General features: G+C 51.3%; 25 protein-coding genes and 1 tRNA gene. 6 read left to right on the top strand and 20 right to left on the bottom strand.

Annotation, left to right across the window (positions count from 1 at the left end; all coding sequences use genetic code 11):
- Positions 1–43 precede the first annotated feature (43 nt).
- Both FE839_RS22315 and FE839_RS22310 read right to left on the bottom strand, forming a co-directional pair.
- Complete coding sequence (locus FE839_RS22315) at positions 44–976, bottom strand: dihydrodipicolinate synthase family protein (RefSeq protein ID WP_206665981.1); 933 nt, start codon at positions 974–976, stop codon at positions 44–46.
- A 241-nt stretch (positions 977–1,217) separates the two neighbouring features.
- A complete protein-coding gene (locus FE839_RS22310; protein WP_138362946.1) occupies positions 1,218–2,246 on the bottom strand; it encodes a LacI family DNA-binding transcriptional regulator in 1,029 nt (342 codons plus the stop codon).
- A gap of 470 nt (positions 2,247–2,716) precedes the next feature.
- Between FE839_RS22310 and FE839_RS22305 the strand changes: the two genes are divergently transcribed.
- Together FE839_RS22305 and FE839_RS22300 are read left to right on the top strand one after the other, a co-directional pair.
- On the top strand, positions 2,717–4,114 hold the full coding sequence (locus FE839_RS22305; RefSeq protein WP_138362955.1) for an MFS transporter: 1,398 nt from the start codon (positions 2,717–2,719) through the stop codon (positions 4,112–4,114).
- A 208-nt stretch (positions 4,115–4,322) separates the two neighbouring features.
- Positions 4,323–5,630, top strand: a complete 1,308-nt coding sequence (locus FE839_RS22300; RefSeq protein WP_138362954.1) for a carbohydrate porin — start codon at positions 4,323–4,325, stop codon at positions 5,628–5,630.
- Between the two features lie 499 nt (positions 5,631–6,129).
- On the opposite strand, the gene FE839_RS22295 is transcribed toward FE839_RS22300, so the two are convergent.
- The 6 genes from FE839_RS22295 to rlmE all read right to left on the bottom strand — a co-directional run bounded on the left by FE839_RS22295 (position 6,130) and on the right by rlmE (position 11,730).
- Positions 6,130–6,216, bottom strand: a tRNA-Leu gene (locus FE839_RS22295).
- Positions 6,217–6,230: 14 nt separating this feature from the next.
- Complete coding sequence (secG, locus tag FE839_RS22290) at positions 6,231–6,560, bottom strand: preprotein translocase subunit SecG (RefSeq protein ID WP_004106103.1); 330 nt, start codon at positions 6,558–6,560, stop codon at positions 6,231–6,233.
- Positions 6,561–6,789: 229 nt separating this feature from the next.
- On the bottom strand, positions 6,790–8,127 hold the full coding sequence (glmM, locus tag FE839_RS22285) for a phosphoglucosamine mutase (protein ID WP_138362945.1): 1,338 nt from the start codon (positions 8,125–8,127) through the stop codon (positions 6,790–6,792).
- Positions 8,120–8,968: a dihydropteroate synthase gene (gene folP / locus FE839_RS22280; protein ID WP_138362944.1), complete on the bottom strand. Its 849-nt coding sequence runs from the start codon at positions 8,966–8,968 to the stop codon at positions 8,120–8,122. Before folP ends, glmM begins: the two co-directional genes overlap by 8 nt.
- Positions 8,969–9,066: 98 nt before the next feature.
- Positions 9,067–11,001 carry an ATP-dependent zinc metalloprotease FtsH gene (ftsH, locus tag FE839_RS22275; protein WP_138362943.1) on the bottom strand — a complete coding sequence of 645 codons (1,935 nt, stop codon included), beginning with the start codon at positions 10,999–11,001 and terminating at the stop codon, positions 9,067–9,069.
- Between the two features lie 99 nt (positions 11,002–11,100).
- Positions 11,101–11,730: a 23S rRNA (uridine(2552)-2'-O)-methyltransferase RlmE gene (gene rlmE, locus FE839_RS22270; protein ID WP_138362942.1), complete on the bottom strand. Its 630-nt coding sequence runs from the start codon at positions 11,728–11,730 to the stop codon at positions 11,101–11,103.
- A gap of 123 nt (positions 11,731–11,853) precedes the next feature.
- Here rlmE and yhbY point away from each other — a divergent pair, with 123 nt between their 5' ends.
- Positions 11,854–12,147 (top strand): ribosome assembly RNA-binding protein YhbY, encoded by a 294-nt coding sequence (gene yhbY, locus FE839_RS22265; RefSeq protein ID WP_138362941.1) that lies wholly within the window; start codon positions 11,854–11,856, stop codon positions 12,145–12,147.
- A 152-nt stretch (positions 12,148–12,299) separates the two neighbouring features.
- Here yhbY and greA read toward each other — a convergent pair whose 3' ends face one another.
- On the bottom strand, positions 12,300–12,776 hold the full coding sequence (greA, locus tag FE839_RS22260) for a transcription elongation factor GreA (protein WP_138362940.1): 477 nt from the start codon (positions 12,774–12,776) through the stop codon (positions 12,300–12,302).
- A gap of 234 nt (positions 12,777–13,010) precedes the next feature.
- Between greA and dacB the strand changes: the two genes are divergently transcribed.
- A complete protein-coding gene (dacB, locus tag FE839_RS22255; RefSeq protein ID WP_138362939.1) occupies positions 13,011–14,444 on the top strand; it encodes a serine-type D-Ala-D-Ala carboxypeptidase in 1,434 nt (477 codons plus the stop codon).
- Between the two features lie 44 nt (positions 14,445–14,488).
- On the opposite strand, the gene cgtA is transcribed toward dacB, so the two are convergent.
- From cgtA to rplU, 4 genes are all read right to left on the bottom strand, one after another.
- Positions 14,489–15,667 (bottom strand): Obg family GTPase CgtA, encoded by a 1,179-nt coding sequence (cgtA, locus tag FE839_RS22250; protein WP_138362938.1) that lies wholly within the window; start codon positions 15,665–15,667, stop codon positions 14,489–14,491.
- A 15-nt stretch (positions 15,668–15,682) separates the two neighbouring features.
- Entirely contained in the window at positions 15,683–16,648 is a 966-nt protein-coding gene (locus FE839_RS22245; protein WP_138362937.1) for a DMT family transporter, read from the bottom strand.
- 93 nt (positions 16,649–16,741) lie between these two features.
- The gene (rpmA, locus tag FE839_RS22240) at positions 16,742–16,999 is read right to left on the bottom strand and encodes a 50S ribosomal protein L27 (protein ID WP_138362936.1); all 258 of its coding nucleotides are present in this window, start codon (positions 16,997–16,999) and stop codon (positions 16,742–16,744) included.
- Positions 17,000–17,018: 19 nt separating this feature from the next.
- Positions 17,019–17,330 (bottom strand): 50S ribosomal protein L21, encoded by a 312-nt coding sequence (gene rplU, locus FE839_RS22235; protein ID WP_004106123.1) that lies wholly within the window; start codon positions 17,328–17,330, stop codon positions 17,019–17,021.
- A 259-nt stretch (positions 17,331–17,589) separates the two neighbouring features.
- Between rplU and ispB the strand changes: the two genes are divergently transcribed.
- Together ispB and sfsB are read left to right on the top strand one after the other, a co-directional pair.
- On the top strand, positions 17,590–18,561 hold the full coding sequence (gene ispB / locus FE839_RS22230; RefSeq protein ID WP_138362935.1) for an octaprenyl diphosphate synthase: 972 nt from the start codon (positions 17,590–17,592) through the stop codon (positions 18,559–18,561).
- Between the two features lie 197 nt (positions 18,562–18,758).
- Positions 18,759–19,031 (top strand): DNA-binding transcriptional regulator SfsB, encoded by a 273-nt coding sequence (gene sfsB / locus FE839_RS22225; RefSeq protein WP_138362934.1) that lies wholly within the window; start codon positions 18,759–18,761, stop codon positions 19,029–19,031.
- A 59-nt stretch (positions 19,032–19,090) separates the two neighbouring features.
- Here the strand turns inward: sfsB and murA are convergent, their stop codons facing one another.
- The 7 genes from murA to mlaF all read right to left on the bottom strand — a co-directional run bounded on the left by murA (position 19,091) and on the right by mlaF (position 23,898).
- Positions 19,091–20,350, bottom strand: a complete 1,260-nt coding sequence (murA, locus tag FE839_RS22220) for a UDP-N-acetylglucosamine 1-carboxyvinyltransferase (RefSeq protein ID WP_138362933.1) — start codon at positions 20,348–20,350, stop codon at positions 19,091–19,093.
- 54 nt (positions 20,351–20,404) lie between these two features.
- Positions 20,405–20,659 carry a BolA family iron metabolism protein IbaG gene (gene ibaG, locus FE839_RS22215; protein WP_138362932.1) on the bottom strand — a complete coding sequence of 85 codons (255 nt, stop codon included), beginning with the start codon at positions 20,657–20,659 and terminating at the stop codon, positions 20,405–20,407.
- A 136-nt stretch (positions 20,660–20,795) separates the two neighbouring features.
- Positions 20,796–21,086: a lipid asymmetry maintenance protein MlaB gene (mlaB, locus tag FE839_RS22210; RefSeq protein WP_138362931.1), complete on the bottom strand. Its 291-nt coding sequence runs from the start codon at positions 21,084–21,086 to the stop codon at positions 20,796–20,798.
- Positions 21,086–21,721, bottom strand: a complete 636-nt coding sequence (gene mlaC, locus FE839_RS22205) for a phospholipid-binding protein MlaC (protein WP_138362930.1) — start codon at positions 21,719–21,721, stop codon at positions 21,086–21,088. Before mlaC ends, mlaB begins: the two co-directional genes overlap by 1 nt.
- An 18-nt stretch (positions 21,722–21,739) precedes the next feature.
- A complete protein-coding gene (gene mlaD / locus FE839_RS22200; protein WP_138362929.1) occupies positions 21,740–22,291 on the bottom strand; it encodes an outer membrane lipid asymmetry maintenance protein MlaD in 552 nt (183 codons plus the stop codon).
- Positions 22,292–22,295: 4 nt separating this feature from the next.
- Complete coding sequence (gene mlaE / locus FE839_RS22195) at positions 22,296–23,078, bottom strand: lipid asymmetry maintenance ABC transporter permease subunit MlaE (protein ID WP_138362928.1); 783 nt, start codon at positions 23,076–23,078, stop codon at positions 22,296–22,298.
- Positions 23,079–23,085: 7 nt separating this feature from the next.
- Positions 23,086–23,898: a phospholipid ABC transporter ATP-binding protein MlaF gene (mlaF, locus tag FE839_RS22190; RefSeq protein ID WP_138362927.1), complete on the bottom strand. Its 813-nt coding sequence runs from the start codon at positions 23,896–23,898 to the stop codon at positions 23,086–23,088.
- Positions 23,899–23,953 lie beyond the last annotated feature (55 nt).

Genomic DNA, 23,953 nt, shown 5'->3' with positions numbered 1-23,953 from the left:
TCTATCCGCGATGCAGAGATGCTGCCCTTCTTAATAAGTCTTGTTATTTAGTTACGCGGCCCAGTTCAGCAGCACGAATAGCTGCATGAATTTCTTCTTCTGCACCGTGTTCAAGCGGTAACAGAGGAGAACGTACTGTCGCATGTTCCAGAATACCACGGGCAACCAACGCGTGTTTCAGAGCCACGGTACCTTCCATATGGGAACCACGGTGGTAAACGCTTTTGGTTACAGGCATCAGGCGGTCATGTACTTCGCGAGCTTTTTTGTAATCCCCGGCTTTACCCGCATTAATCATTTCAAGCAGTTCTACCGGCGCAATGTTGCCATAACCGACCAGGAAACCGTCTACGTCAAATGCAGTGTGCAACAGGTATTCATCGTGGCAGCTCAGGATCTGCAGGTCAGGACGTTCACGACGGATAACAGGAATCTCAGTGTCCCAACGGCGCATATTACGCACACCATTCTTCATCGCGAAGACACCTGGCTGTGCTGAAATATCCAGCATGGTTTTCAGGTTGTAGGTGGCTTTGGTGACATCCGGATACTGGAACAGGATAAGCGGCAGGCCACTTTCTTCATAGACCACACGATAACGGTCCTGCGGGGCACCGTCCTGATAGCCGAAGCGTAACCAGCCGTGGGACGGATAGAGCAGACCAGCGGAAGCGCCCGCGGCAACGGCCCGTTTGGCTTCAAGGGCTGCAACCTCAGTGCCTTCACCGGTGATACCAGCAATAATAGGCAGTTTGCCGTCTACCGATTTTACAAAAGCGCGGATAACTGCAGCCTGTTCGTCCTGCGTGAGGAAGGTACCTTCACCGGCATGGCCAAGCACAACCAGACCTTTAACACCGTCAATACTGCCCAGCCAGCTTCCCAGACGCTGAATCGCGTCAAAATCAATGCTGCCATCACGGTTAAATGGGGTAACCGGTGCCGGGGTCAAACCTCTCAGGTCGATATTAATCATGACTGTCTCCTTGGTGGACAATAGTCGCTTTCAGCGATGGGTTTTGAAATGATATGAAATCGTTTCTGCAATCGTTTTCACGTGATTAAATTTGGACCTGGCTGGTGAGCAAGTCAACAGGGGTATAATGAGAAATGAAATTGAGGTCACAAAAACAAAGGGGTTATGCCGTATTTATGAGACATATATCGCAAATTACTCGCCGTCATGTCGACCGGGACACCAGTACGGCGAGCAAGGATTAGCGAGGAGAAGACGTGGACTTACGAGGAATGAGGGTTGGACTAACAGTTCGAATCAGGCGGTTTTCATCTGCATTAAGAAGCATGTCAACGGCGTTTGCAGCAATATGTTCAAGCGGCGTACGGACCGACGTCAGGGCGACCGGTAGCCGACTGACCAGTGGAATATCGTTGTATCCTACGAGGGACAAATCCTGCCCGATGACCATTCCCCGGTGGTGCGCTGCAGCCACAATCCCGATAGCCAATTCATCATTGACAGCAAAAATAGCCGTTGGCGGCGTAGAGGAGTTCAATATCTTCATACCGGCCTCCTCTCCGGAACGAATATCAAAGTCTGATGAAGAGCACCAGGAAGGATTAATTTCTAACCCGGCTTCGCTCATTGCCCGTTCAAACCCTTTTCTTCGGTTAAGAGCATTCGATGCAAAATCAGGCCCACCGACCAGACCAATATTTTTGTGCCCCAAATCAATAAGATGACGTGTTGCAAGATACCCCCCCAGTTCATCGTCACTGACTGAAGACAAACTGATTCCGTCAGTTCTTAATACCAGGACGTGCGGTACATCTCTTTTACGCAATTCCCTGGGAAGCGGATCATCAAGCCGGCACGTGGACATAATTAACCCATCCACTCTTCTGTCAAGTAGTGACTCAACTGACTTGCGTTCTTCCAGAGGATCGTCTCCACATGTTGCGACGATCGCAAAATATCCTCGGCGCGCGGCCGCTCTGGCGATTTCCTCAAACAGCATGGCGGTTACCGCATCGGTCAGACGTGGCACAAGCACCCCGAGGGTACCGGTTCCCCCCCGGCGAAGACTGGATGCGACATAGTCGCGTCGATATCCAAGCTCTCGTGCTACCTGACGAACTTTCTCTGCGGATGCGCTTTTTGAGGGAGGGAGCCTTTCATCCAGAATGCGGGAAACCGTCGACACACTCACTCCGGCCGCATTCGCTACGTCACGCATGGTTATCAGTCTTTTTTCCATCTGATCATTTTCTGTATTTTCCTGACCCATGTCTGACTCCGGATATTAAAAATTGATAAAAGTTTCGTTCGCCACAGCTCAAGGGGCACATGGCATCATAGCGGAATGGTACGGTAAATTTCCGTATCCCAAAAGAAAAGGGTTTGTTTTATGTCATCTTACCTGTCTTTAACAGCATGCTTGTCATTACTGGCCTCAGAAGAAAACATTTAATTAACATTTTTATATTCACTGTCAGACTTTCTGATTAGTGTCACATTTTTCCATTTGATTATGCTTGTTATGTGAGCAGGTTAACAATTGTACACCAGCCAGAATTGACTGCACCTGGAATTATGCCAACCATTATCGCGAAGTGAAAACGATTGCAGAAACGTTATCACATTATTTTGTTGAAGCCGATTTGTACCCAGTACCGCAAGTGATCGCCTGCCAGTCTGCTGGTCCGCGGTCAGTAATCTTGCATGTATACCCAAAAACTCAATCAACAGGGTGTCAATATGTCAACTCAGGTTATTACTTCTGGTAATGTCATGACCAGTAACACCGGGATGAAGTCGTCGGAGTTACTGGCAAGGCTCGAAAGGTTGCCCATCACACGTCGACTTCTTGCTATCCGTGTGGTGGTGGGATTGTCTACGTTCTTTGATGCATACACCATCATTGCTATTGCCTTTGCGCTCCCTCAACTCACTCAGGAATGGGGACTCACGCCAACATTCGTTGGTCTCATCATTGCGGCCAGTTATGTGGGTCAACTTTGTGGCGCCTTATTCTTCGGTTCACTGGCGGAAAAGATAGGCCGTATTGGTGTATTACGTATCACTATTATTATGTTTGTCGTCATGGATGCAGCTTGCTTATTTGCATGGAACGGGTGGTCTATTCTTGTCATTCGTTTCCTGCAGGGGCTGGGAATCGGGGCGGAGGTCCCTGTCGCCAGCGCTTATATCAACGAATTTGTTGGTGCAAAAAAACGCGGCCGCTTTTTCTTGTTGTACGAAGTTATCTTCCCAATAGGAATGATGTTTGCTGGTCTCATAGGGTTTTTCCTTGTCCCGATTTATGGCTGGAAGGTGATGTTTTTAATCGGGTTGGTTCCGTCTGCACTGACGGTCCCTCTGCGCTGGTTAATGCCGGAATCGCCCCGCTGGCTGGAATCTAAAGGTCGCCGACAGGAGGCGGAGAAAGTCGTCGCCAAATTTGAAGCTGAAGCTATTCGTCGTGGTATGGAATTGCCTGAGCCAATAATTAAGCCTGTTATTGTGCAACAAACATCAACTAGCGGAGTAAAAGAACTCTTCTCAGGTATGTATAAATCCCGGACATTTATGCTGTGGGGACTTTGGTTGACCGTTTATACCGTGAATAACGGGATGATCACCTGGTTTCCGACAATGTATAAAACCTGGTTTCACCTGCCTCTGGGGACGAGCCTGGCATATGGATGGATTACGTCCTCCTGCGGGGTTGTTGCTTCCATAATTTGTGCTCTTCTGATTGATAAAGTAGGCCGCAAACGTTGGTATTCCTGGGCATTTTTACTGGCTATCGTGCCGCTCATCACGTTGTGCACATTGGGCGCCAAATCTGCGACTGAAGTCTTGATTTTCGGCAGTATGACATACGCTATCCTGCAAACAATTGCATTTTCTCTGTATCTCTACTCAGCGGAACTCTACCCAACCCGACTGCGTGCGATAGGAACAGCATTCTCCAGCGCCTGGCTACGAGCCGGTTCTTCTATCGGACCATTGCTCGTTGGTTTCATTGTCTCTGGATTTGGTGTTCGCTTTGTCTTTATTGTGTTTGCCGTTATCGCCCTGATTGGCGGGCTCATAACACTTCTTTTTGCCATTGAGACAAAAGGGAAATCACTGGAGGAACTGTCGCCTTAGTTAAAACAGGTCTGTCAAACAGACCTTATTTTTAATAATTAAAAGTTTATTTCCAGGCCCTCTCCATAATTTATATTCAGGTTTTTCATAAACCAGCTCATAAATTAATTCTGGAGAGGATGATTTTGTCCAATCTATAAGCACCCTGAAATTCTCAGGCCGGGACAATAAAATGAAATATACAAGGCAAGGTTTGTGTTATTTACTGATGACGGCATGTGTGTCTATCCCTTTACACGCTGCCGAACAACCATTTTCAGCTAACGGGAAATATATGTCAGGCGACTGGGGAGGGCTCAGAAGCGATCTCAAGAAAAAAGGGTACAACTTTACATTAGAATACGGTTCAATAGTCGCGACTAATGTCGCCGGTGGCTATAACAGAAATAAGACAGCCCGCTATAGCGATCAATATACTATTGGCTTCGATTTAGATCTGGAAAAGATCGCCGGTATTACCGATGGTGAATTTAAAGCATCGGTAGTCGATCGTAATGGACGCGATTTGACGAAAGACAGGATTCAGGATCCCCGAGCTCCCATTATTGGTTCAACCGTTAACAGTAACTACGGACGGGGACAAACATGGCATGCTGCCCAATTTTGGTATCGCCAGTCATGGCTGGATAAAATGTTTGATCTCAAAATCGGGCTGATGCCAGTCGGTGAAGATTTTGACAATATTGGTTGTAACTTCCAGAACCTGGCGTTGTGTGGTTCCCTTGCAGGACATGGCGCCGGAGTCTGGTATAACACCCCGATTGGGCAATGGGGAACTCGCATTCGTTATAATATAACACCACAGGTTTATTTTCAGGTTGGTGCATTTATGTATAACCCCAATTATGCGACGCGCAGTGGCAGTTTCAAGTTAGATAATACGGGGCGTACAGGGAATATGTATCTGGCTGAAATGGGGGGCACGCCGACTTTTGGCCAGAATAAACTCCCGGGAAGCTGGAAAATAGGCGCATGGTATAATACCGCAGATGCTAAAGATGTACTCAATGACAGCGATGGTAACGCCTATGTTCTGAGTAAACACACCGCTGAGGTTCACGACGGCCGTTATGGTGGATGGATCTATTTACAGCAACAGATTACTGCCGCAGCAGATAATCCAAAACGTGGATTAGCGCTATTCGGGCATCTGGCTATGAACGACCGCGACACCGCGACAATGGATTACCAAACCCAGATTGGTGCCATTTATAAAGGCCCCTTTGCCAGCCGTGCCCAGGATTCTATAGGACTGGGGTTCAGTAAAATGCATGTAAACAGTAAAGTTGCCGAGCGAGCCCGGTTATCAAATCAGCTTAAAGGTATCGACGATTATGATAATCCATCGTGGACTCCTGTTCGCGGTTCGGAATATGTTGCAGAATTGAATTATAACTATGTTGTAACTCCATGGCTTAAACTTCGCCCCAATGTCCAGCTATTGATTCATCCGGGTGGAGTCAGTGAAATAAAAAATGCGTGGGTTTTCGGTAGTCAGATTAGTATTAGCCTGTAATTAAATATTCAAACTGAAAAGTTATTATGACTCTTCACAAAAGCAGCAACCATCACAGAGCTATTTAAGATCATCTGCACATCACTGCGCGATGTTTCCATCCGGGGACGGTCTGTGTAACGCCTTATTGACCGTCCCTTCACTCAACGGCTTTAATCAGTAAATCAGCCTCTGGTTGTGAGAGCGGCTAAACAGCACTTATCTCAAATAGCGAAAAGATATTCTTCAAGCCTATTCAGAATACGTTCGCGGTGCAACGCTGCATATTTCTTTCTTCCCGCGAGCCTGTCTCTGACGGCTGCTTCAAATGCTTTCTCTGCATCTCGCTCCTGGGATTTTACCATCTCGTTATGCTCTTTTAGCCCTTTGCAGAAATCAGCTTTTGTTCGCTTAAGTTCATCACAGCATTCTGGGGAGAGTGTAAATCGGGGAGCAAGGCGCAGTTACGTGAATTTCAGATACAAAAATGGACGTCAGTTGACGTCCATTTTTTAAATATTGGTACCGAGGACGGGACTTGAACCCGTAAGCCCAATCGGGCACTACCACCTCAAGGTAGCGTGTCTACCAATTCCACCACCTCGGCACGGATACGACTTATTAGTGCGGGATATCGCTGCTCGGCTGCGCCGGCGCTGTCGGCTGAGTTTGCTCGGTTTTCGGCGCGCTCAGGTTATCCCACTCACTTCCTTTATTGGTTTTATTGCTGTTGATATTGCCCAGCGCCAGACTGATGATGAAGAACAGCGCAGCCAGGATACCTGTCATACGGGTCATAAAATTACCCGAACCACTGGAACCAAATAATGTGCCAGAAGCGCCTGCTCCGAAGGAGGCTCCCATATCAGCGCCTTTACCTTGCTGCAGCATAATCAGACCAACAAGGCCTATCGCCACAATAAGGAAAACAACTAAAAGAGCTTCGTACATAATCAACCTGTTCCTTGCGGATTCGCCGCATGCCAAGTGCTTCAACCAATAAAGCGGGACGTTTTAACGTTTCCCACTGAAGCGGGTGTGAATACTAACCAAAGCGAATGACCTTCGCAAGGGCAATTTCAGTCCATTGTATCAAGTGCGGAAAAAAACAGCAAAAATCGATTATTTGTCGATTAAAAAGGCGACAAGCATCGCCTTTTTAATCACTTAGCGGGATGAATTAAACGCTTTTCACGGCATCGGCGATGCGATGGGCGAATTCATGGACCTGTTCTTCATGCTCGCCTTCCACCATAACGCGAATCAGCGGCTCAGTTCCTGATTTACGCAGTAACACTCGCCCCCGATTCCCCAACGCAGTTTCAACTTCCGCCGTGACGGCCTTCACATGTTCATGTTCCAGCGGATCGCCGCTTCCCTCGGTAAAGCGAACGTTGACCAGAATCTGCGGAAACATTTTCATCCCACTGCATAAATCCTGCAGGTTCATATGATTCCGCGCCATCGCGGCCACCACCTGCAGGCTGGCGACAATCCCATCGCCAGTGGTGGTTTTGTCCAGTAAGATCACATGACCGGAATTTTCTGCGCCGATCCGCCAGCCTTTCTCCTGGAGCTTCTCCAGAACATAACGGTCACCAACTTTGGCACGGACAAAAGGAATACCCAATTGTTTGAGCGCCAGCTCCAGACCCATGTTGCTCATCAGTGTGCCAACGGCCCCACCGCGCAACTGTCCCTGGCGTAGCCCCTCACGGGCAATAATATAGAGGATCTGGTCGCCATCAACTTTGTTGCCCTCATGGTCAACCATAATAACCCGATCGCCATCGCCGTCGTAGGCGATCCCCAGGTCAGCTTTTTCCGCCAGTACCCGGGCCTGCAGAGCACGAACGTCGGTCGCACCAACTTCTTCATTAATGTTGAGACCATCGGGCTCGCAGCCCATCGTAATAACCTGCGCCCCCAGTTCGCGGAAAACGCTTGGCGCAATATGATAAGTTGCCCCATGAGCACAATCGACCACGACTTTCAGCGCATTGAGGCTCAGTTCATTCGGGAAAGTGCCTTTGCAAAACTCAATATAGCGACCTGCCGCATCCACAATGCGGCTGGCTTTACCCAGTTCCGCGGAATCAACGCAGGTAAGCGCTTTTTCCATTTCGGCTTCAATGGCCTCTTCAACTTCATCCGGCAATTTAGTGCCTTCAATAGAGAAGAATTTAATGCCATTGTCATAAAAGGGATTATGGGAAGCAGAAATCACAATCCCGGCTTCAGCGCGGAACGTACGAGTCAGATAAGCGATTGCCGGAGTCGGCATTGGCCCGGTAAAAGAGGCTGATAACCCCGCGGCAGCAAGACCGGCCTCAAGCGCGGACTCCAGCATATAGCCAGAAATACGCGTATCTTTACCAATAATAATTTTACGCGACCCATGGCGCGCCAGGACCTTACCAGCCGCCCAACCCAGCTTCAATACAAATTCTGGCGTAATGGGCGCATCACCCACCCGACCACGAATACCATCAGTCCCAAAATATTTGCGGTTACTCATAACGTTTATTTTCCTTAGCGGCCAGAGTCGCTTCCACCACGCGCAGCGCTTCTACCGTTTCTTTAACATCATGGACGCGAATAATCTGCGCGCCCTGCATTGCAGCAATGACTGCGCAAGCCAGGCTGCCATTCAGACGCTCCGTCGGCCCGACGTTAAGCAACTGACCCACCATCGACTTGCGCGACATACCGACCAGCAACGGAAGACCGAAATGGTGAAATTTGCCAAGCTGTGCAAGCAATTCATAATTATGGGAAAGATTTTTACCGAAACCGAACCCCGGGTCGAGCAACAATTTCTCTTTTGCGATGCCTGCCCGTTCGCATCGCGCAATATGGTCGACAAAAAACCTCTCGACATCCGCAACCACATCGGTATACCTCGGTGCCTCCTGCATCGTTTTCGGCTGCCCTTGCATATGCATCAGGCATACAGGTAAGTCGGTTTCAGCCGCGGCTTCCAGCGCGCCCGGCTCAGTAAGCGAACGGATATCATTGATAATATGCGCTCCGACCCGCGCTGATTCGCGGATGACCTCTGGTTTTGAGGTATCTACGGAAATCCACACTTCAAAACGCTGCGCAATCGCTTCTACCGTCGGGATCACCCGCGCCAGTTCCTCCTCAACGCTAACATCCTCTGCCCCCGGGCGCGTCGATTCCCCGCCGATATCGATGATAGTCGCCCCGGCATTGATCATCAGGTTGGCATGTTTAACGGCGTCTACCAGCGTATTGTGAGCCCCGCCGTCAGAAAACGAATCCGGCGTAACGTTAAGAATACCCATCACATGTGGGTGAGAGAGATCGAGGGTTGAGCCCTGGGCTACGAGTTTCATCACTAAATCCCTGAGTCAGAGAAAGATTGAAAAAGAAAAACCCCGGAGCAAGCGCCCTGGGGTTTTAGAAAAATACAACAGCATCAACAACGGCTAACTTATTTGTCGCCCAGTTGTTCTGACATAGTATTACCCGGGTTTGGCGTACGCGGTTCATCGACCGGACGCGGCGCACTCGGCGTACCATTATTGCCAGAATTATTGGTCGAGCCCGGTTCTTCCCAGCCAGCAGGCGGGCGAACGTCGCGTCGTGCCATCAGGTCATCAATCTGCGGCGCATCAATGGTCTCATACTTCATGAGCGCATCTTTCATCGCGTGCAGGATGTCCATGTTGTCGTTCAGCAACTGACGCGCACGATTGTAGTTACGCTCAATCAGGGATTTTACTTCCTGGTCGATAATACGCGCCGTTTCATCAGACATATGCTTCGCTTTCGCGACGCTGCGGCCCAGGAACACTTCCCCCTCTTCCTCTGCATACAGCAGCGGACCGAGTTTGTCGGAGAAGCCCCACTGAGTGACCATGTTACGCGCCAGGTTAGTCGCGACTTTAATGTCGTTCGACGCACCGGTAGAAACATGCTCTACGCCGTAAATGATCTCTTCCGCCAGACGACCGCCGTACAGCGTGGAGATCTGGCTTTCCAGTTTCTGACGGCTGGCGCTGATTGCGTCGCCTTCAGGCAAGAAGAAGGTCACACCCAATGCCCGACCACGCGGAATAATCGTTACTTTGTGTACCGGATCGTGTTCCGGTACCAGGCGGCCAATAATCGCATGGCCTGCTTCGTGGTAAGCGGTAGATTCTTTCTGCGCTTCGGTCATCACCATGGAGCGACGTTCCGCGCCCATCATGATTTTGTCTTTCGCCTTCTCGAACTCGACCATCGAAACGACACGCTTGTTGCCACGGGCGGCAAACAGCGCCGCTTCGTTCACCAGGTTCGCCAGGTCGGCGCCTGAAAAGCCTGGCGTACCGCGCGCAATAATTGCCGCATCAATATCCGGCGCCAGCGGTACGCGACGCATATGCACTTTCAGGATCTGCTCGCGACCGCGAACATCCGGCAGCCCAACCACGACCTGACGGTCGAAACGGCCAGGACGCAGCAGCGCCGGGTCAAGTACGTCCGGACGGTTAGTCGCCGCGATAACGATGATACCTTCGTTACCTTCGAAGCCGTCCATTTCAACCAGCATCTGGTTCAGCGTCTGTTCGCGTTCATCATGACCGCCGCCGAGACCCGCGCCACGCTGACGGCCGACAGCATCAATTTCATCGATGAAGATAATGCACGGTGCCGCTTTCTTGGCCTGCTCGAACATGTCACGCACACGAGATGCGCCCACACCGACGAACATTTCCACGAAGTCAGAACCGGAAATAGTAAAGAACGGGACTTTCGCTTCGCCTGCGATAGCTTTCGCCAGCAGGGTTTTACCGGTACCCGGAGGACCGACCATCAGGACGCCTTTCGGTATTTTTCCGCCCAGCTTCTGGAAACGGCTCGGTTCGCGCAGGTATTCAACCAGCTCCCCCACTTCTTCTTTCGCTTCATCGCAACCCGCGACATCAGCAAAAGTGGTTTTAATCTGATCTTCCGTCAGCATGCGCGCTTTGCTCTTACCGAACGACATGGCGCCTTTGCCACCGCCGCCCTGCATCTGGCGCATAAAGAAGATCCAGACCCCGATTAGCAACAGCATCGGGAACCAGGAAATGAAGATAGAAGCCAGCAGGCTCGGTTCTTCCGGCGGCTCGCCAACCACTTTGACGTTTTTCGTCAACAGGTTATCAAGCAGCTTCGGATCATTAACCGGAATGTAAGTCGTGTAACGGTTACTATCTTTCTTGGTAACGTTGATCTCACGTCCGTTGATACGCGCTTCGCGAACCTGGTCCTGATTGACCTCTTGCAGGAAGGTTGAATAATCTACCTTTCGGCCATTAGACTCGCTGGGCCCAAAGCTCTGGAATACTGACATCAGCACAACGGCTATGACCAGCCAGAGTATTAGGTTTTTCGCCATGTCACTCAAGGGATTAACCTCTTATTACAACTGTGTTAAAAACAGCGTCAGGATACTCTATATCCAGCGTCTTTCAAACTTTCGTCTGAAATCTACCGGTTATGGTTTACGCCCGGTCGCTACAATATACACTTCACGCGAACGGGCGCGGGAAGAGTCCGGCTTACGAACTTTGACCTTCGTAAACAGGGAGCGAATCTCTCTTAGATACTCATCGAAACCTTCGCCCTGGAACACCTTCACTACAAAACTACCACCTGGCGCTAATACATCACGAGCCATTTCAAGCGCCAGTTCCACCAGATACATGGCCCGGGGAATATCCACCGCCGGTGTTCCACACATATTTGGCGCCATATCGGACATGACCACTTGTACTTTACTGTCACCGACACGTTCAAGTAACGCTTTCAGGACTAATTCATCACGAAAATCGCCCTGAAGAAAGTCCACTCCAACGATTGGATCCATAGGTAAAAGATCGCAAGCAATAATGCGACCGCTGTTACCGATTTGAGTCACCGCGTATTGCGACCACCCCCCCGGTGCAGCGCCGAGGTCAACAATCGTCATCCCCGGTTTAAAAATTTTGTCACTTTGCTGTATTTCATCAAGTTTAAACCAGGCTCGGGAACGTAGCCCCTTTTTCTGCGCCTGTTGAACATATTTATCGCTAAAGTGTTCCTGAAGCCAGCGACTCGAGCTGGCAGAACGCTTTTTACCTGTCATTTAACATTCCCATTTCGGGTTCATCATACTTTGCGGTGTAAAAATCGGCGCAGTAGTTTGGCGATATATGGGAGATGGCGGTAGAATGACCCGTTTTCAATCCCAACGTAAGCAAAAAATACGATGAATCTGAGTACTAAACAAAAACAGCACCTGAAAGGTCTGGCACATCCGCTCAAGCCGGTAGTTATGCTTGGCAACAATGGTTTGACCGAAGGGGTACTGGCCGAGATTGAACAAGCGTTAGAGCACCATGAACTTATCAAGGTGAAGATCGCCTCGGAAGATCGCGAAACTAAAATCTTGATCGTGGATGCTATCGTGCGTGAAACCGGTGCCTGTAATGTACAGGTCATCGGTAAAACGCTGGTTCTGTATCGCCCGACTAAAGAGCGTAAAATCCCGCTGCCACGCTAAGAATATCCTGGTTATCAACACAATGCTGTGTAAATCGAGGGTTTTCTGCGGGTAGACGAGCAAAATGCCATGCTCCGGACGTTGATAAAAGGCCGCTAAGCGGCCTTTTTCCTTTCTTTACAATCCATCAACATCGTAGCGTTGAATTCGGATTACAGGTATTCAACCTTAATAATTTCGAATTCTACGTCGCCGCCAGGCGTACGGATGACGACGACATCATCCTGCTCTTTACCGATCAAACCACGTGCTATCGGCGAATTCACAGAAATCAGATTTTGCTTAAAATCGGCCTCATCATCACCAACGATACGATAGGTTTGCTCTTCCTCGGTATCGAGATTCAACACGCTCACCGTCGCCCCAAAAATGACTCGCCCGTTGTTTGGCATTTTGGTGATATCAATGACCTGAGCATTCGACAGCTTCGCTTCAATATCCTTAATGCGCCCCTCGCAGAAGCCTTGCTGTTCACGAGCGGCATGATACTCGGCATTCTCTTTCAGGTCGCCGTGTTCGCGTGCTTCAGCAATAGCGGCAATAATTTCAGGACGACGCACGGACTTGAGGAAATCCAGTTCTTCGCGCAGTTTTTCAGCGCCACGTAAGGTCATCGGAATAGCTTGCATTTTTATACCTCTTTATCATTCAGCCACAGAGCAAACTTCACTACGCTATGACCGGTCAAGACTTATGCAGAACTTGAGCAAAAAGAAAACCGACCCGGAAAGGACTCTCCAGATCAGCAGCAATTTTCAATTTGATACGTATTTTACCCTGAAGTTCACTATGGGTCATCGTTTACTTTACAGGGCGTTGCGCCGTAGTATGACGTCCTGGTTTCAGGTTGTTAGCGCGAGATTATGCGATTTCCCAGATTTATCATCGGATTGACTGCCGGTATAGCGATTAGCGCTCAGGCAGCGAATATTGACGAATACATTACTCAGCTGCCTGCTGGGGCAAACCTGGCCTTTATGGCACAGAAAGTAGGTTCTCCAACGCCAGTGATAGACTATCACAGCCAGCAAATGGCGCTACCAGCCAGCACCCAAAAAGTCATCACCGCCCTGGCCGCCCTACTGCAACTGGGGCCGAACTTCCGCTTTACCACGACGCTGGAAACGAAAGGCAGCATTGATGGCGGTACAATAAAAGGCGATCTCATTGCGCGCTTCGGCGGCGACCCTACGCTTACCCGCCAGGATATCCGCAATATGGTTGCTACGCTGAAAAAAGCGGGCGTCCAGCGTATTGAGGGCAATGTGCTGATCGATACCTCCATATTCGCCAGCCATGACAAAGCACCAGGCTGGCCGTGGAATGATCTGACCCAGTGCTTTAGCGCCCCACCGGCGGCGGCGATTGTTGACCGTAACTGCTTCTCCATCTCGCTCTATAGTGCGCAAAAGCCAGGCGATCTGGCGTTTATTCGCGTGGCATCTTACTACCCGGTGACCATGTTTAGCCAGGTGCGCACTCTGGCTCCCGGCGCCTCTGAAGCACAATATTGTGAACTGGACGTCGTTCCCGGCGATCTCAACCGCTACACCCTGACCGGCTGTCTACCGCAACGTAGCGAGCCGCTGCCACTGGCTTTCGCCATTCAGGATGGCGCCAGCTATGCCGGTGCGATTCTGAAAGCCGAGCTGACTGATGCCGGCATCACCTGGAGCGGCACGCTGCTGCGGCAAACGCTGGCGAACGCAGCGGGTACCGTTCTGGCAAGCACACAATCTGCGCCGCTGCATGACCTGTTACGAATTATGTTGAAAAAATCAGACAACATGATTGCCGATACGGTATTCCGCACCATTGGCCATGCGCGTTTCGGTGTGCCGGGTACCTGGCGAGCCGGTTCCGATGCGGTGCGGCAAATTCTACGCCAGCAGGCCGGTATTGACCTGGGAAACACCATTATCGTTGATGGTTCGGGCCTGTCGCGCCATGACCTCATCGCCCCGACCACAATGATGAAAGTGCTTCAGTACATTGCCCAACACGATAATGAGCTCAACTTCATCTCAATGCTGCCTCTGGCTGGCCATGATGGTTCGCTGCAGTACCGGGCTGGGCTTCATGAGGCGGGCGTTGATGGCAAAGTTTCGGCCAAAACGGGTTCACTGCAAGGGGTGTATAACCTGGCCGGTTTCATCACCACCGCCAGCGGGCAGAAGCTTGCTTTTGTCCAGTATTTGTCAGGATATGCCGTAGAACCCGCCGATCAGCGTAACCGCCGTATTCCACTGGTACGGTTCGAAAGCCGGTTGTACAAAGACTTATATCAGAATTACTAAAGCAAAAGGGCCGCATCATATGCGGCCCTTGAGATTTTAGGGGATTAACGCTTGTAGATGAATTCAACGCCTTCTTCGTCGTCTTCATCCCAGTCATCGTCCCAGTCTTCATCATCTTCCGCCGCGAGCTCTGCTTCTTCAAGCTGCTGACGGTGGTAGTCATCCCACATAAACTCGACTTTTTCCGCAGCTTTCTCTTCTTCCACAGCCACAATCGGGTTTTCTATGATAAAGGTCATCACGTCCCAGCACAGCTCTTTCACGCCCTGCTGACTGGCGGCCGAAATCAGATAGAACTTCTCTTCCCAGCCCAGTGCTTCAGCGATGGCTTTTGCTTTGGCTTCCGCCTCAGCTTTATCCATCAGGTCAATCTTATTAAAGACCAGCCAGCGTGGCTTAGAAGCCAGTTTTTCACTGTATTTCTCCAGCTCGCCGATAATAATCCGCGCGTTTTCAACCGGATCGGAACCGTCAATCGGCTCAATATCAATAAGGTGCAGTAATACCCGGCAACGCTCAAGATGCTTCAGGAAGCGAATACCAAGGCCTGCGCCTTCCGCTGCGCCTTCAATCAGCCCGGGAATATCGGCAACGACAAAGCTCTTCTCACTATCCATACGCACCACACCGAGGCTCGGTACCAGCGTCGTAAACGGATAGTCAGCGACTTTTGGCTTCGCAGCCGAAACCGCGCGAATAAACGTGGATTTACCGGCATTTGGCATCCCCAGCATGCCGACATCTGCCAGCAGCATCAGCTCCAGCAACAGATCGCGCTTATCGCCAGGCGTCCCCATCGTCTTCTGACGCGGCGTACGGTTAACGGAGGATTTAAACCGAGTATTACCCAGACCATGCCAGCCGCCTTTAGCCACCATCAGCCGCTGACCATGCCTGGTCATATCGCCCAGGGTCTCGCCGGTTCCCTGATCGATAACACGGGTCCCCACCGGCACCTTCACCGTCACGTCTTTACCACGTTTCCCGGTACAATCGCGGCTCTGACCGTTCTGCCCGCGCTCCGCGCGGAAGGACTTCTCAAAACGGTAGTCAATCAGCGTATTCAGGTTTTCATCCGCTTCCAGCCAGACATCACCGCCATCGCCGCCATCGCCGCCGTCCGGGCCGCCTTTGGGAATATATTTTTCGCGGCGGAAGCTAACGCAGCCATTGCCGCCATCGCCTGCTACGACCAGGATCGTTGCTTCATCAACAAACTTCATTTTACTCTCCGTAAATCATTCGCCTGAGCGGGGCAGCGGCACAGCCGCTTCTCGCTTGCGCCATCGTCCCCAAAGACGATGACCTATGGCGGAATACATCGCGCCCGCAACCACGACAAACGCACCGAGATAACCTAACAGGTTCAACAACGGTCTGGCGAAAACGTCGGGCCAGGCCAGTGATAATAAATCTGAAAACAGCAGCGTAAATAGCGGCGTTAAGGTAATCAACGCGCTCACCTGCGCCGACTGCCAGCGCGCCATCGCTTCTGCCAGCGCGCCGTAACCCACCAGGGTGTTCAGCCCGCAAAAAATCAGGCAGGCCAGTTGCCAGTTGCTTAGCGCCAACACACGAGATGGCGTCGCTAACGGCAGTAGCGCTATCGTACATAAAGTGTACAGCAAAAAAAGGATCTGCTGTGATGCCAGGCGACGTAATAACACCTTTTGTGCAACACCGTAGCTAACCCATACTGCCGCCGCCCCTACGCCGAAAATAACCCCCCACGTGTAATCCGTCAGGCGGGTAAAAATCTCAAGCAGGCTGGTGTTAAAGAACATAACCAGACCGCTAATTAGCATTATCGCGCCTATAATCTGGGTGCCGCGCATTTTCTCTTTAAGGACCAAAACGCTGGCGACCATCATACCGACCGGGGACAACTGACCGATGACCTGGGAGGCGGTGGGGCTGAGATATTGCAGGGAAGAACTAAACAGAATGAAGTTACCGAACAAGCCACCTGTCGCAATGGCCAGCAGTATCAACCAACGCGGCTTGCGAAAAATTCGCATTGGTGGCAGCTTTTTTTTAACGGTCAGGATGACCCCGAGGCCAAAACTTGCCATCAAAAAGCGATAAAAAACCACCGTCGGCGGGTCCATCACTGCCAGAACCTGCTTCATTGCGATCGGCAAAGCGCCCCAACACATCGCCGTGGTGAGCGCTAAGAGAATGCCGATGCCGGCCTGCTGTTTCATACCCGTTTTCCCTGCAGAAAAATATCCGGGATTCTAATGTAAAAAGCCCCGCAACGTGTGCGGGGCTTCAATCCGTTACCGGACCACGAAAACTTACTCAGCAACGATGCTGATGTATTTACGGTTGTTCGGGCCTTTAACTTCAAATTTCACTTTACCGTCTGCTTTTGCAAACAGCGTGTGGTCACGACCGCAACCTACGTTAGCACCAGCGTGGAACTTGGTACCACGCTGACGAACGATAATGCTACCCGCCAGAACGGATTCGCCACCGAAACGCTTAACGCCCAGACGTTTAGCTTCTGAATCGCGACCGTTACGAGTTGAGCCGCCAGCCTTTTTATGTGCCATTTAAATCTCTCCTCAGGTCTTAGGCGCTGATGCCAGTAATTTTCACATCAGTGAACCACTGACGATGGCCCTGCTGCTTACGGTAGTGTTTACGACGACGAAACTTAACAATTTTAACTTTCTCGCCACGACCATGCGCAACAACTTCAGCTTTGATCACGCCGCCCTCAACGAAAGGAACGCCGATCTTAATTTCTTCACCGTTTGCGATCATCAGCACTTCAGCGAACTCAACAGCTTCGCCAGTTGCGATGTCCAGCTTTTCCAGGCGAATGGTTTGACCTTCGCTTACTCGGTGTTGTTTACCACCACTTTGGAAAACCGCGTACATATAGAACTCCGCTTCCGCGCACCTCTTCGTATGATTCAGAGTGCGCTATAAATATTCACAATAGGGCGCGAATATTACGCAAAACGCGAGCCTTTGACAAGAGCGATTAGCAAATCAACGCTGAAAAAAACACAACTTTCACGCCAACGTTTATCTACGGCAAATTTTCAGTACAATCACGTATTCTTGTAATTTTATCTTCTCCTTCTGTGATCCCATTCGGATACGCGGTAACAGGACATTTGGCCCGGCTTTTGCGATGAATTTAGAAAAAATCAATGAGTTAACCGCGCAGGATATGGCGGGCGTTAATGCGGCAATCCTTGAGCAACTCAACTCAAATGTTCAGCTTATCAATCAGTTAGGCTATTACATCGTCAGTGGAGGCGGCAAGCGTATTCGCCCGATGATTGCCGTGCTGGCCGCGCGAGCTGTCGGTTACCACGGGAACGCGCATGTCGCTATAGCGGCACTGATCGAATTTATCCACACCGCCACTCTGCTACATGATGATGTCGTGGATGAATCAGACATGCGCAGAGGAAAAGCCACAGCAAACGCCGCCTTTGGCAACGCAGCCAGCGTGTTGGTGGGGGATTTTATCTATACGCGGGCCTTTCAAATGATGACCCGTCTTGGCTCATTGAGAGTTCTGGAGGTGATGTCAGAAGCCGTTAACGTCATTGCAGAAGGTGAAGTTCTGCAGTTAATGAACGTCAATGACCCCGATATCACTGAAGAAAACTACATGCGGGTGATTTACAGCAAAACCGCGCGCTTGTTTGAGGCCGCCGCCCAGTGTTCAGGCATCCTGGCCAACTGCACCGCTGACCAAGAAAAGGCGCTCCAGGATTACGGTCGCTATCTGGGCACCGCCTTCCAGCTGATCGATGATTTACTCGACTATAGCTCAGATGGCGCGCGTCTCGGCAAAAACGTCGGTGATGATCTGAACGAAGGTAAACCCACGCTTCCGCTGCTGCACGCAATGCGACACGGTACGGCAGAACAGGCCGCCATGATCCGCGAGGCGATAGAGCAAGGTAATGGCCGCCACCTGCTGGAAGCCGTACTGGAAACCATGGCGACCTGTGGCTCACTCGAATGGACCCAAAAACGCGCGGAAGAAGAGGCCGATAAAGCGATTAACGCACTGCAGGTTCTTCCTGACTCCCAGTGGCGTGAAGCGCTGATTGGTCTCGCCCATATCGCGGTACAACGCGATCATTAACCCTCCCCACTTTCCCGTGCAAAATCGCGGGAAAGTTCCAATAAAATCCAACAAACTCCTTAAAACCCTGGCACATTGATATATTCCTAAATATAAGACCCATTTAAAAGAACTTGTTAGAACAATACTGGAACTCAAGGTATGATTGACTCGTCGTCCAGTAAGGACGAAAAGTTTTTTCTTACCAGGAGGAATTTATGGATAAGTTCACCGACTGGCACCCAGCGGATATTATTGCCGGATTACACAAAAGAGGGACATCTCTGGCGGCTGAATCGCGGCGTAATGGTTTAAGTTCTTCAACCCTGGCAAATGCATTAACCCGACCATGGCCTAAAGGCGAGCTGATCATTGCCAATGCGCTGGAAACCGTTCCCTGGGTGATATGGCCGTCGCGCTATCACGACCCTGATACCCATCAGTTCATCGACAGGACGCAGATGATGCGTCAGAGAAAGAAGAGTAAGTAACGTACGGTTATAAACAGCAGCCCTTGCACCTACGCCAGAGGGCTGCTGCCGCTACCGATTTATTCGCCTTTGACGCGCTCAATATTCGCGCCCAGCGCCTGCAGTTTGTCTTCAATACGTTCATAACCGCGGTCAATATGATAGATACGATCGACAATCGTCGTACCTTCCGCGATACAGCCCGCCAGCACCAGGCTGGCAGACGCACGTAAATCCGTCGCCATCACCTGCGCCCCAGAAAGCTGTTTCACGCCATGGCAAATGGCGGTATTGCTTTCAATTTCAGCATGAGCGCCCATGCGGATCAGTTCCGGTATGTGCATAAAACGGTTTTCAAAGATGGTCTCGGTAATCACGCCGGTGCCTTCTGCCACCAGATTCAGCAACGTGAACTGGGCCTGCATATCCGTCGGGAAGCCAGGATGTGGTGCGGTACGCACGTTCACGGCTTTTGGACGGTTACCATGCATATCCAGGCTAATCCAGTCCTCGCCCGTTTCGATATCCGCGCCGGCGTCACGAAGCTTCGCCAGCACGGCATCCAGCGTGTCAGGCTGGGCATTGCGGCAGAGGATCTTACCGCCAGAAATCGCCGCTGCCACCAGGAACGTACCGGTTTCGATACGATCCGGCAGCACGCGGTATACACCGCCGCCGAGGCGTGCGACGCCTTCGATGGTGATACGATCGGTTCCCTGACCTGTAATTTTCGCGCCCAGCGTATTGAGGAAGTTGGCGGTATCGACAATTTCCGGCTCGCGCGCGGCATTTTCAATAACAGTCGTCCCTTCCGCCAGCGTCGCTGCGCTCATAATGGTCACGGTCGCGCCAACGCTAACCTTATCCATCACGATATTCGCACCCTTCAGACGTCCATTAACCGACGCCTTAACATAGCCCTCTTCCAGTTTAATTTCCGCGCCCAGTTGCTCAAGGCCGGAAATGTGCAAATCAACCGGACGCGCACCGATAGCACAGCCGCCAGGAAGTGACACCTGACCCTGGCCGAAACGGGCAACCAGCGGTCCCAGCGCCCAAATAGAAGCACGCATGGTTTTGACAAGATCATATGGAGCACAGAAAACGTCAACCGGGCCAGCATCAATCCATACGGAGCCATTGCGCTTAACATTCGCGCCCAGTTGGCTCAGTAGCTTCATGGTGGTATCAATATCTTTCAGCTTCGGTACGTTTTGGATCTCAATCGGCTCTTCAGCCAGTAACGCAGCAAAGAGGATTGGCAGGGCGGCGTTTTTGGCGCCGGAAATGGTGACCTCGCCCTGAAGACGAGTGGGCCCCTGAACACGGAATTTATCCATTGATTCTGTTCTCTGTTAAGAATTCACATACGCTGCGGGGAACATCCCCACAGCTTAAAAGCCATTAAGTTTGCGGTCTCGCGCCCACTCCTGCGGGGTAAACGCTTTAATTGACAGAGCATGAATGCGATTATCGGCAATATATTCCATCAGCGGGGCGTAGATCGTCTGCTGCTTCTTGACCCGGCTCATGCCGTCGAACATCTCACCCACAGCAATAACCTGAAAATGGCTACCATCTCCAGAGACGTGGACTTCCTGAAGGGAGAGTGCGTTCATCAGCACAGTCTGAATTTCATGATTTTCCATGGGCTAACATTTATCTGATAGTGAAAACAGCCCAACATCTTAGAGGAAAGTGGCGCTGTCTTAAACAAGCAAAAAGCCCCATCAAAAAGTTTGACGGGGCTTTCAGAATAGCTTCAGCAATAACTCATTGAAAAAATTATGGGATCATATCGGCAGGAAGGTTATATAACCGGACCAGCGTCTGCAGATTTTCACTCTGGCCGATCACGTTCGCTTCCCGGCCCTGCCGGCGAACCAGCGCGATAAAATGCACTAATAGCGCCAGTCCGGCAGTATCCACACGTGTCACTGCACTGAGGTCAATTGCCGATACGCCAACCGTTGCCTGAGCGCGCGCCTGCCAGAGCGGGAGCAGGAAATCCTGATCCAGTTCCCCGCGTAGCGTCAGCGTCTCGCCGTCACGGTCCCAGCTCAGTTGCCCGGCCATTATTTTTTCTGTTCCAGAGTAATTGGCTGTGCGGAAATTAACTTCAGTTGCGCCGTCAGGCCATCAATCCCTTTAGTACGCAGCAGATCGCTCCACTCGTTCTGCTTGGTGGTGATCATGCTTACCCCTTCCGCAATCATATCGTAAGCCTGCCAGTTACCGGTTTGGGTATTTTTACGCCACTGAAAATCAAGACGAACCGGTGGGCGACCATTCGGATCAAGAATGGTTACGCGGATAGGAATAATGGTCGCATCGCCCAACGGCCTCTCCGGCTCAATCTGATAGGTCTGACCATGATACATCGCCAGGGCCTGACCATAGGCCTGTTTCAGGTATTCGCGGAAGGCGGCGAAATAGGCTTCACGTTGCGCCGGCGTGGCCTCCTTGTAGTAACGTCCCAACACCAGTGCGCCGGCATATTTAACCTGAACATACGGCAACAGTTCCTGATCGACGATATCGCGCAGGTAGTTCGGGTTGGCCTGAATTTTCGGCTGTTCGTTCTTCAGGCGATCAAAGGTTTTCTGCGCCGCTTCGTTCATCAGCTTATATGGATTAGATTGATCCGCAGCGGCGGCCGCGGTCAAAGGAGCAATCACCAGCATGGCGACCATTAGTAAGCGTTTAAACATGTCTCATCTCTCCTGAAATTAATGCGTCGTGCCGGCTGGCTGCGTGGCATCAGTATGCCCCTCGCTCGCAGCCCGATCATCGCCAGAATTCTTATTGTCACCGCCTTTACTGTTGTAAAGGAACTGACCGATCAGATCTTCCAGCACCATTGCAGATTTGGTGTCCTGGATAGTGCCGCCATCTTTAAGGATAGAGGTTCCCAGGTCAGGATCTTCAAAACCAATATTCATCGCCAGATACTGTTCCCCTAGCAGGCCGGAAGTTCTGATTGCCAGCGAGCTGGTGTCCGGAATGTGGTTATAGCGTTTATCAATATCGAGAGTCACCCGCGGCAGATAAGTTTGCGGGTCAAGCGAAATATCCTCAACGCGTCCCACCACGACACCGCCGATACGCACCGGAGAACGCACTTTCAGGCCGCCGATATTGTCAAAGGTGGCATAGAGCCGATAGGTCGGTTCCGTACGCAAGGAAGTCACGTTCGCCGCTTTCAGGCAGACAAACAACGCGGCCAGCAGCGCGACCAGCAAGAACACACCGACCCAAATTTCATTTTTTCTCGTTTGCATGAACTCAATTCCCAAACATCAGCGCAGTCAGCACAAAATCCAGCCCCAGAACCGCCAGCGACGCATGCACCACGGTACGCGTCGTCGCCCGGCTAATCCCGGCGGAAGTGGGGATAGCGTCATAACCATTAAATAACGCAATCCATGTCACCGTAATGGCAAAAACCAGGCTCTTGATCAGGCAGTTAACCAGATCCATCCGCCAGTCGACGGCATTTTGCATCGCAGTCCAGAAGAATCCACTGTCGATACCCTTCCAGCTAACACCAACCAGCGCCCCTCCCCAGATGCCCACCGCCACAAAAATAATGGTTAACAGTGGGAGTGAGATCACCCCCGCCCAGAAACGCGGAGAAATAACGCGGCGCAGTGGGTCAACAGCCATCATCTCCATGCTGGAGATTTGTTCAGTCGCCCGCATCAGGCCGATTTCAGCGGTCAACGCGGAACCCGCGCGCCCGGCGAACAGCAGCGCGGCGACCACTGGCCCCAACTCACGCAACAGCGATAACGCCACCAGCATGCCGAGGCTGGTTTCTGCGCTGTAAGTGGTCAATACCAGATAGCCCTGCAGGCCCAGCACCATACCGATAAACAGCCCCGATACAATAATGATCAGCATTGACAGCACACCAACGTTATACAGCTGACGCACCAGCAGCGGCGCATGCTTACGCAATTCGGGCTTGCCCACAACGGCGTTGAAGAGCATTAATCCAGCACGTCCGAACGTCGCGATAGTTTTTATACCCCGATGTCCGAGCGCGCCTAGCGCATTTAACAACATGAGTCGCTTAACTCCCTTTGGCCAATAAATCATGATGATAATCGCCCGCCGGATAGCGGAACGGCACCGGGCCGTCGGCAATACCATCAATGAACTGACGAACCCGAGGATCGGTATTTTCACGCAGCGACTGCGCGCTGCCATACGCCACAACTTTTTTGTCCGCCACGATATACGCAAAGTCCGCAATGCTGAGCACTTCCGGTACATCATGGGAAACCACAATACACGTGACACCGAGGGAACTGTTGAGTTCAGAAATCAACTTCACCAGCACCCCCATAGTGATGGGATCCTGACCGACAAAGGGCTCATCAAACATGATTAAATCAGGTTCCAGCGCAATAGCCCTCGCCAGTGCGGCGCGGCGCGCCATACCACCGGAGAGTTCAGAAGGCATCAGTTTCGCGGCTCCGCGTAGGCCGACGGCTTCCAGTTTCATCATCACCGTGGTGTGCAACAGCGCCTCCGGCAAACGCGTATGCTCACGTAACGGATATGCGACGTTATCAAACACATTCATATCAGTGAACAGCGCGCCGGACTGAAATAGCATGCTCATACGCTTGCGGACGGTATACAAGCGCGAACGCGACATTTGCGGTACGTTTTCACCATCAAACAGGATCTCGCCCTTATCGGGTGGGATCTGGCCGCCTATCAGGCGCAACAGGGTAGTTTTGCCGATCCCTGATGGGCCCATGATCGCAGTGATCTTACCGCGAGGGACCGACAGCGAGATATCATCAAAGATCACACGTTCGCCCCGCGAGAAGCGAATACCGCGCACTTCGACTAAATTCGCCAAACTCTGGCTCATAAAATCATCCTTACTAGACACCCATCGGGATAAGCATGGCGCTTTCTTTCACCAC

This window comes from Klebsiella indica (assembly GCF_005860775.1).
Taxonomy (GTDB): domain Bacteria; phylum Pseudomonadota; class Gammaproteobacteria; order Enterobacterales; family Enterobacteriaceae; genus Klebsiella; species Klebsiella indica.
This window is presented reverse-complemented; position numbering and strand designations above follow the sequence as displayed.